Origin of the sequence: Streptosporangium sp. NPDC001681, assembly GCF_040298085.1 — a bacterium.
Taxonomy (GTDB): Bacteria; Actinomycetota; Actinomycetes; order Streptosporangiales; family Streptosporangiaceae; genus Streptosporangium.
Map to the genome: position 1 here is coordinate 1 of NZ_JBEOZN010000084.1, position 9,012 is coordinate 9,012.

At 70.0% G+C, this 9,012-nt stretch carries 8 protein-coding genes; 4 read left to right on the top strand and 4 right to left on the bottom strand.

Annotation, left to right across the window (positions count from 1 at the left end; all coding sequences use genetic code 11):
• Positions 1 to 785 (bottom strand): methyltransferase domain-containing protein (locus ABT130_RS31235; protein WP_350961390.1); only part of this gene is annotated, 785 nt, incomplete at its 3' end.
• 101 nt (positions 786 to 886) lie between these two features.
• Complete coding sequence (locus ABT130_RS31240; RefSeq protein ID WP_350929990.1) at positions 887 to 2,116, bottom strand: methyltransferase domain-containing protein; 1,230 nt, start codon at positions 2,114 to 2,116, stop codon at positions 887 to 889.
• Between the two features lie 394 nt (positions 2,117 to 2,510).
• Here ABT130_RS31240 and ABT130_RS31245 point away from each other — a divergent pair, with 394 nt between their 5' ends.
• From ABT130_RS31245 to ABT130_RS31260, 4 genes are all read left to right on the top strand, one after another.
• Positions 2,511 to 4,199, top strand: coding sequence for a carbamoyltransferase N-terminal domain-containing protein (locus ABT130_RS31245; protein WP_350961393.1), 1,689 nt, complete (start codon positions 2,511 to 2,513; stop codon positions 4,197 to 4,199).
• A gap of 13 nt (positions 4,200 to 4,212) precedes the next feature.
• Complete coding sequence (locus ABT130_RS31250; protein WP_350929992.1) at positions 4,213 to 5,178, top strand: sulfotransferase domain-containing protein; 966 nt, start codon at positions 4,213 to 4,215, stop codon at positions 5,176 to 5,178.
• Positions 5,179 to 5,258: 80 nt separating this feature from the next.
• A complete protein-coding gene (locus ABT130_RS31255; protein ID WP_350961395.1) occupies positions 5,259 to 6,419 on the top strand; it encodes a sensor histidine kinase in 1,161 nt (386 codons plus the stop codon).
• Positions 6,416 to 7,099: a response regulator gene (locus ABT130_RS31260; protein ID WP_350961398.1), complete on the top strand. Its 684-nt coding sequence runs from the start codon at positions 6,416 to 6,418 to the stop codon at positions 7,097 to 7,099. The genes ABT130_RS31255 and ABT130_RS31260 overlap by 4 nt, the downstream gene beginning before the upstream one ends.
• Before the next feature lies 1 nt (position 7,100).
• Here the strand turns inward: ABT130_RS31260 and rfbB are convergent, their stop codons facing one another.
• Both rfbB and ABT130_RS31270 read right to left on the bottom strand, forming a co-directional pair.
• Positions 7,101 to 8,039, bottom strand: a complete 939-nt coding sequence (rfbB, locus tag ABT130_RS31265; RefSeq protein WP_350961401.1) for a dTDP-glucose 4,6-dehydratase — start codon at positions 8,037 to 8,039, stop codon at positions 7,101 to 7,103.
• 46 nt (positions 8,040 to 8,085) lie between these two features.
• Positions 8,086 to 9,009 carry an ornithine carbamoyltransferase gene (locus tag ABT130_RS31270; protein ID WP_350961403.1) on the bottom strand — a complete coding sequence of 308 codons (924 nt, stop codon included), beginning with the start codon at positions 9,007 to 9,009 and terminating at the stop codon, positions 8,086 to 8,088.
• Between the last annotated feature and the right edge of the window lie 3 nt (positions 9,010 to 9,012).

Below are 9,012 nucleotides of genomic sequence, written 5' to 3' on the forward strand. Positions count from 1 at the left end.
TCGCGCAGCCGGCGCAGCGAGGCCACGCACCGCTCTCGCGGCCAGAAGTCGTGGCCCATCATGAAACAGGTGAGCACCTCCACCTTCTCCAGGCGGGGGTCCGGGGCCAGGTCGCGCACGTCCGCCTCGATGAAGTCGAAGCGCCCGCCGAAGCCCTCGGCGGCCACGTTCTCCGCGGCGTCGCGGAGGGCGTCGGGCGCGATGTCGATCCCGATGCCCTGGACGTTGGGATAGCGGCTCGCGATCTGCGCCAGGCGCCCGCCGCTGCCGCACCCGAGGTCCGCGACGGTGCCGAAGTCGAAGTCGAGCGCCTCCATCGCCTCCCAGAAGACCGGGTCGAACGAATGCCGGTTGATGTCCTTGCAGGCGTAGCTGATGGCCACGGCGTTGCGCCGGTAGAAACCACCGACCCTGTTCTCGTTGCGGACGATGCCCGGCATGTTCGCGAACAGCTCGGCGCAGCCGATGGTCAGCCAGTGGAAGAACGCCTTGTCCCGGTAGACCTCGGCGAACGCCGACCCGGCACGCACCGTGTCCTCGTCGTCGCGGACCACCACGCCGGCCGAGCCGAGCGCGGCGAACATGCTCCGCATGGACGGCAGATGCAGGTTGTGCTTCTCACAGAACGCGGGGACGTCGATCACGCCGCGGTCGTTCAGGACGTCGAACGCGCCCACCTCCCACGCGGCGGCGATCGCGAACCCGGCCACGGTGGAGTTGAAGATGTCGGCGGACAGCCCCGTGCCGTCGGAGGACGGGCCGAATCCGGTCGCGTGTGCGGTCATCAAGCTCTCCTTCAAGCGGGCATCGGCGAAGGCGACACGACCGTCGCGTTCAGCGAGCCGGTACAGGCGGGAAAGGTCCCGGCTCGCGGGCCGGGGAGGGGTCACACGATCCGCACGTCCGGGACGTACAGGATCCACTTGCCGCCCGCGTCCCGGAACTCCTGCTCCTTCGCCATGATCTCCTCGGCGTGGTTCCAGGCGAACAGCAGGGCGTAGTCGGGGTAGGGCCGTGAGAAGTCCGCGGGCGTCCGCACCGGGATGTGCGTACCCGGGGTGAGCCGCCCCTGCTTGGTGGGGGTGCTGTCGCAGACGAAGGAGACCAGGTCGGGCCCGATGCCGCAGAGGTTCGTCACGGTCGCGCTCTTCGCCGTGGCGCCGTACCCGACCACCGACCTCCCCTCGTCGCGAAGGCGGCGCAGCAGTGACGTGAGGTCCTCGCGGATCTTCAGCACGTTCTCACCGAACCGGCGCAGCGTGGCCATCTCGCCGAGCCCGCGCGCGTCCTCCTCCGCCAGCAGTTCGGCCACCGCGGCGGACGGCTGCCGCGACCCGGCGGGAGCCAGCGTGTAGCGGACCTCCCCGCCGTGCACCGGGAGCCGCTCCACATCCACCAGTTCCAGCCCGTGTGCGGCGGCCATCGCGCCGACCGACCGCACGGTGAAGAAGAAGAAGTGCTCGTCGTAGATCTGGTCGAACGAGGTCCGTTCGACGATGTCGGAGAGGTAGGGGTCCTCGAAGACGAACACCCCGGTCGGCGCCAGCAGCGCGGCGACGCCGGACAGGACCGACCCGATGTAGGGGATGTGGCAGAGCGTGTTGGCCGCGTAGATGACGTCGGCGTGCCCCTCCGCGGCGAGGATCTCCTTCGCGGTCGACTCCTCGAAGAACGACTTGCGGACCCTGATCCCCTTCTCGGCGGCGAGGTCGGCCACGCCTCCGGAAGGCTCCACGCCGAGGTGCCGGACGCCGGCCTCCGCGAGCGCCTTGAGCATCACGCCGTCGTTGCACCCCACCTCGACGATGAACGGGTCCTCGCCGGTGAGCTCGGTGGTGAGCAGGCGCTTGGCCAGCCCCTCGAAGTGGTCGCGCATGTAGGCCGACCCGGAGGAGTAGTACGGGTACTCCTCGTGGAACATGCGGTCCCGCGGCACCTCCTCCATGAGCTGCACCATCGTGCACGCCTCGCAGAGGCCGGTGGCGAGGCGGAAGAAGAACTCCTGACCGAGGTCGGAGCCGGGGGCGAGGAAGGCGTCGGACAACGGCTGGCGCCCGAAGTCGAAAAACTCATGAACAGTGCCACCGCACACGCGGCATTGGGATGTGTTCGGCATATGAGCTCCTGACTGACCAAACCGACGGCGAGTTGAGTGGGCCGAGTGTCAATGGGCGGACTCATCCGCGGTGTCCTCGGCCAAGGAACGGGGAATCGCTCCGTACAAGTTTCCGCAAGCAATGCTCTTTCGGCAAACACTTCGTTCCCACAGCACCCTGTGGCGATGGTGTTTCGCCTTTCTTGAGCAGGCAGGGAACTGATTTAATTTCCGGAAGTCGGGCCGGTTCGCTGTCCCGCCAGCGGGACGAAGAGGCGGTTCGCATCGGGGTTTATCTGGTACGACGGGATCGCCCTGCGGTGCCACCCGCCGACGGCCGTCTAGCATTTTGCGTTGTTAATTCGCTATCAATGGCAGGCACGGCGCAACCGCGCGACGAATGCGGAGGAGACCGATGATTACTGCCGGGCTCAAGCTGACCAAGAGCGGCGGCCTCGCCCTGATCCGGGATGGCAGGCTCGAGTTCAATATCGAGATCCAGCAACTGGACAACAACCCGCGTTATAGCGGCGTCCAGGACCTGGAAACCCTGCCGAAATTGCTGGCCGACCGGGGATACGACGTGGACGACGTCGACGAATGGGTGGTCGACGGCTGGGCGGGCACGAAAAGCGGTCGGGTGCTGGATGTCGAGGTGGCGCCGTACCTGGAGACGGGGTCGGCGCCCGACCCCGCCCTGCCCGGCCACCGGGGCACCGTCCTGCTGGGCGGGAAGTCCAGACCATATACCAGCTATCCGCATGTGACGAGCCATATCGCGGCGGCCTACTGCACGAGCCCGTTCGCCCTGCGCGGCGAGCCCGCCATGGTCCTGGTGTGGGACGGCGACGCCTTCCCACGGCTCTACCACGTCGACGAGGGCGGGCGGATCGAGGCCGACGGCGCGCTGTTCCCGCTCATCGGCGACGTGTACGCCATGGCCACCCAGCATTTCGGACCGTTTCCCCGGGAGAGCGGGGAGGGCGAACCCGGCCCCCACGCGGCGGGGAACCTCATGGCGTACATCGCGATGGGCACCGTCAAGGACGAGATCCAGGCGGTGCTCCGCACGCTGTTCCACGAGCACTTCGAGGCGGACACGCCTCGGGCGCGGGAGTACCGGCAGGCGGTCGTCGGCTGCGGCGGCGCCGCCGAGCCGTCCCACCGGTACGTGCACGCCTACCTGGGCGAGCTCCGCGAGCGGATGGACCGGCTGGGGGTCGGCGACGCCGACGTCCTGGCCGGCCTGCACGACTTCGTGGAGAAGCTCCTCATCGAGCGGCTGGTGCCGCGGATGCGGGCGTGGCGGGGAGACGGGCCGTTCAACCTGTGCTTCGCGGGCGGCTGCGCGCTCAACACCAAGTGGAACTCCGCGCTCCGTGCGGAGCCGGCGATCCGCGAGATGTGGGTGCCGCCCTTCCCTGACGACTCGGGATCGGCGATCGGCGCCGCGGCGGCCCACCTGGGCCGCGCGGACGGTCTGCGCCCGCTCGAGTGGAACCTGCGGACCGGCCCCGCGCCGGTCCGCCACCCGCACCTGCCCCCGGGCTGGTCGGTGTCGCCGTGCCGGCCGGAGGAGCTGGCCCGCCTGCTGCACCTCACCGGCAAGCCGGCGATCGTGCTCAGCGGGCGGGCCAAGCTCGGCCCGCAGGCGCTGGGGTCGCGCAGCATCCTGGCCCCCGCCGTCGATCCGGGCATGCGCCGGCTGCTGAACGAGGTGAAGCAGCGCGACGAGCACCGGCCGGTCACCCCGATATGCCTGGCCGACCACGCGCGGAAGGTGTTCGATCCGGGGACGCCGGACCCGTACGCGCTGTTCGAGCACCGCCTCCGCCCGGAGTGGGTGGATCGGATTTCCGCCGTCCAGCACCTGGACGGCACGACCCGGTTGCAGACGGTCAGCGTGGACGACGATCCGACGCTGACCACCATCCTGCGCGAATACCACAAGTGGAGCGGGATCCCGGTGCTGTGCGGCACGAGTGCCGGTCTGAGCGGGAGCGGGTTCTTCCCCGACGTCGTCTCCGCGATGCGCTGGGGCCGGATCGACATCATCTGGAGCGACGGCGTCCTGTACCGCCGCGTCCGCAACGGCAGCGAGTGAAGGAGCCGGACACATGACCCGAGAACCGCGCGCGATGGTGATCTCGCTGCAGAAGAGCGGGACCCACCTGATGCAGGAACTCATGCTGGAGCTGGGCTTCAAGATGGTCGGCGTGCCCCGGCCCGCGCCGCACACCGTGCCCGTGTTCGACGAGGAGCAGAGCAAGGCCATCGCGGCGCAGGTCCTCTCCAAGCTCGACTACGACGAGTTCCTCGAACTTCAGGGCACCGAGGCGTTCGCCGAGCGCGCCCAGGAGCTCTGGGGGACGATGGTCTGGCACTGGCAGCGCCAGCTCGGCCAGCGGGTGGTCAACCGGTACGGGCGCACCAGGTACGAGTTCGCCGAGGGGCTCGCCACCAACCCGCACCTGTCCTACAGCCGGTTCGCCGACACCCCGCCCGGCCTGTGCTGGATCTTCCACGAGCTGGACATCGAGCGGGTGGACGGCACCTTCCTGAGCGAGTGGGTGGAGACCGCGAACCCGCCGCTCATCTTCAACTACCGTGACCCGCGCGACGCCGTCGTCTCCATGATCAACTTTCTGGAGGGACGGACCAGGGAGGGGTACGGCAACTTCTTCGAGGCCGACATCTTCAGCGCGATCCTGGCCAGCAAGCCCACCTGGGAAGAGAAGATCGACTACGCGTTGCGGGACCGGTCGTTCCTCGGCCGGGACCAGTTTGAGAAGGCGCTCTGGCTGCTCAATCACCCGAAGGTCTGCAAGGTGCGCTACGAGGACCTGGTCGGGCCGCAGGGAGGCGGCTCCCGCGAGCGGCAGCTCGACGCGGTGAACCGGGTGCTGCGCCATCTCGGCTCCGACCGGGACGCCGAAGAGGTCGCGGGCCGGGTCTACAACCCCGACTCGTGGAGCTTCTACAAGGGCCGCAGCGGCGGCTGGCAGGAGCGGTTCACCGCGCGCAACCTGGCCAGGTTCAACGAGCAGTTCGGTGACCTGCTGGAGCAGTACGGCTACGAGTGAGGCGAGATCCCCAGGCCGGCGGCGATGCCAGGAGCCGCACCGCCGCCAGGCCCCCGTGCCGCGTCCTAGACTTACCCGGGATGGATGAATTCGCCGTGTCACCCGCGTCCCGGCGCAGCGTGCGCGACTGGCTCGTGGACATCGGCCTGTTCCTCTTCGCGGCGGCCTTCGGCATCATGACGGCCGCCGAGCGTATTCAGATGCCCACCCAGGACGTGTCGCCCTGGGTGTTCCAGCTCGACCAGTTGATCGGCGTGCTCGGCTGTGTCGCGCTGTGGCTGCGGCGGCGCCGCCCGGTCGAGCTGGCCCTGGCCCTCGTCGTCCTGTCGGCCTTCTCCGAGCTGGTCGGGGGCCCGATGCTGGTGGCGCTGTTCACGGTGGCGGTGCACCGGGCGGCGCGGACCACGTTCGCCGTCTTCACGTTGAGCCTGATCGCCGCGCTGGTCTACGCCCTGCTCAGGCAGGAGGTCGGCGCGCCGCGCGAGTTGCTGTTCCTGCTGGGGGTCGCGACCCAGGGCTCCGCCATCGGCTGGGGCCTTTTCGTGCACCACCGGCGCAGGCTCGTGCTGTCGCTGCGGGAGAGCGCCGCCAGGGCCGAGGCCGAGGCCCAGCAGCGCGCCCGCGAGGCGATCGCCCGGGAGATCCACGACGTCCTCGGGCACCGGCTGTCCCTGCTGAGCGTGCACGCGGGCGCGCTGGAGTTCCGGCCGGACGCCCCCGCGGAGGACATCGCCCGCGCGGCCAAGGTGATCAGGCAGAGCGCCCATCAGGCGCTGCAGGACCTGCGGGAGGCCATCGGCGTGCTGCGGGCCCCGGTCGGCGAGCTGTTACAGCCCTCCCTGACCGACATCGAGGAGCTCGCCGCCGAGTCCCGGCGGGCCGGGATGCGGGTGAACCTCACCCAGGAGGTTCCCGGGAGCGTTCCCGGCCGGAGCGCCGGCACCGCCTACCGGATCGTGCAGGAGGCCCTCACCAACGCCCGCAAGCACGCCCACGGGGCACAGGTGTGGGTGCACACGACGGGGACGCCCGGCCAGTGGCTCTCGATCGAGGTGCGCAACTCCGCGCCCGACGCCCCTTCCTCGGCCGCCCCCGCCCCTGCCCCCGCTCCCGGCGAGGGCTCGGGGCAGGGGCTGGTCGGCCTGGCCGAACGGGTCGCCCTGATCGGCGGACGATTGGAGCACGGGCCCACCGCCGAAGGTGGCTGGTGCCTGTCGGCCTGGCTACCCTGGCCGGTATGACCTCCCAGCAGCCGCGGCAGGTCGGCGTGCTCATCGTCGACGACGACCCCCTGGTACGCGCCGGGCTGGTGATGATGCTGGGCGGCGCGCCCGATCTCAGCATCGTCGCGGAGGCGGGCGACGGGAGCGAGGCGCTCTCGATGGCCGCCCGGCATCGCCCCGACGTCGTCCTGATGGACATCCGGATGCCCGTCATGGACGGGCTGACCGCGACCAGGGAGCTCCGCGCCCGCCCCGGCGCCCCGGAGGTCATCGTGATGACCACCTTCGACGCCGACGACCACGTCCTGCGCGCGCTGCGCGCGGGAGCGGCCGGCTACCTGCTCAAGGACACCCCGCCCGCGGAGATCGTGGCCGCGGTGCGCCAGGTCACCCTGGGCAACCCGGTGCTCTCCCCCGCCGTGACGCGACGCCTCATCGCCCGGGTCGCCGACGACGGCGAGAACGAGCGCCGCACCCGGGCGCGGGAGCGACTGGCCCAGCTGGCCGGCCGGGAACGCGAGGTGGCCATCGCGGTCGGGCAGGGCAGGTCCAACGCCGAGATCGGCGCCATGCTCCACCTCAGCCTGGCCACGGTGAAGACGCACGTGTCCAGCGTCCTCACCAAGTTCGACCTCAACAACCGGGTCCAGATCGCGCTGCTCGTCCACGACGCGGGCCTGCTCGACGACCCGCGGTGACTCAGCCGGCGGCGCGCTTGGACTTCCACCAGGAGGGGTTGTCGGCGTACCAGCGGATGGTCTCCGCCAGGCCGTCCTCGAACGCGGTCAGCGGCCGGTAGCCGAGAGCGCGCAGCTTGGTGTCGTCGAGCGAGTAGCGGCGGTCGTGACCCTTGCGGTCGGTCACCCGCTCGACCATGGTCCAGTCGGCCTCCAGCGCGTCCAGCAGCCGCTGGGTGAGTTCCAGGTTGGTCAGCTCGGCGGTGCCCGCGATGTGGTAGACCTCGCCGGGCTCGCCCTGTTCGGCGACCAGGCGGATGCCCCGGCAGTGGTCGTCGACGTGGATCCAGTCGCGGATGTTGCCGCCGTCGCCGTACAGCGGGACCTTCCCGCCCTCCAGCAGGTTGGTGACGAAGAGCGGGATGACCTTCTCCGGGAACTGGTACGGCCCGTAGTTGTTGCCGCACCGGGTGATCGACACCGGCAGCCCGTGCGTGATCGCGTAGGCGCGGGCGATCATGTCGCCGCCCGCCTTGGCCGCCGCGTACGGCGAGCGCGGGCTCAGCGGGGCGTCCTCGTCCCAGGAGCCCGTCTCGATCGACCCGTACACCTCGTCCGTCGAGACCTGGACGACCCTCGGCGTACCCGCGTCCAGGCAGGCCTGCATCAGCGTCTGGGTGCCGAGCACGTTGGTGCGGACGAACTCGCCGGCCCCCTCGATCGACCGGTCGACGTGTGACTCGGCCGCGAAGTTGATCACGACGTCATGGCCGGGGACCACCCGGCTGAGCAGTTCGGCGTCGCAGATGTCGCCCTGAACGAGATCGTGCGGCACCCCCTCCAGGTTGGCCAGGTCCGCGGCGTACGTGAGCCGGTCGAGCACGGTGATCCGGGCGTCCCGGGTGGTTCTGACGAAATGGGACCCGATGAACCCGGCACCGCCGGTGACGAGGATTCTCATGAGCGAGACACACCTTTCTGTCTGGGTAGGGCGCAGAGGACACGCGCTACCGGGCCAGACACCATTCCAGCACCGCCATGGCGCTGTGGAGCTTGTTACGCGCCTGCTCGAAGGCGATACTCGCCGGGCCGTCCAGCACCTCGGCGGTCACCTCCTCGCCGCGATGCGCCGGCAGGTCGTGCATGAAGCAGGCGTCCGGGTAACGGGACATGAGTGACGCGTCCACCTGAAACGGTGCGAAGACCTGCCGCCATTGCGGGTCGGGCTTGCTGGTCCCGGTGGTCTGCCAGCGGGTGGTGTAGACGACGTCGACCTGGGCGGGCAGCGACAGCATGTCGTGGCTCTCGCGGACACTGCCGCCGGATCGCGCGGCCAGCGCGGCCGCCTCCGCGAGCACGTCCGGCGTGAGGCCGTACCCGCGGGGAGTGCGGAACTCCAGTTCGACACCGGGGAACCGGGAGAGCGCGAAGGCGAGCGCGACCGCGGTGTTGTTGCCCTCACCGACGTAGAGCACGCGCAGCCCCTTGAGACGGCCGAACCTGGCCGACATCGTGGTGAGGTCGGCCAGGGCCTGCGTGGGGTGCTCCTCGGCGCTCATCGCGTTGACGACGGCGGGGCAGTGCTCGGCGAACGTCCGCATCTCCCGCTGCGGCCCGGCGGTACGGATGACCAGGCCGTCCAGCATGCCACCGAGCACCCTCGCGGTGTCCTCCAACGTCTCACCGGTGTTGAGCTGCAGGTCGCCGGGCCCGTAGGTGATCACCTGCGCGCCGAGCCGCAGCGCGCCGGTGGTGAAGGAGGTCCGGGTTCGGGTGGAGGTCTTGCTGAAGTAGACGCCGACGATCCGGCCGCGCAGCGGGGCGTCGTGCGCCTCCGGGTCCGCGGCGAGATCGACGCCGCGCTGGACGATCGACTCGATGTCGGCGTCCTTGAGGTCGCGCAGCGAGATCACATCACGGGAACCGACCATGAC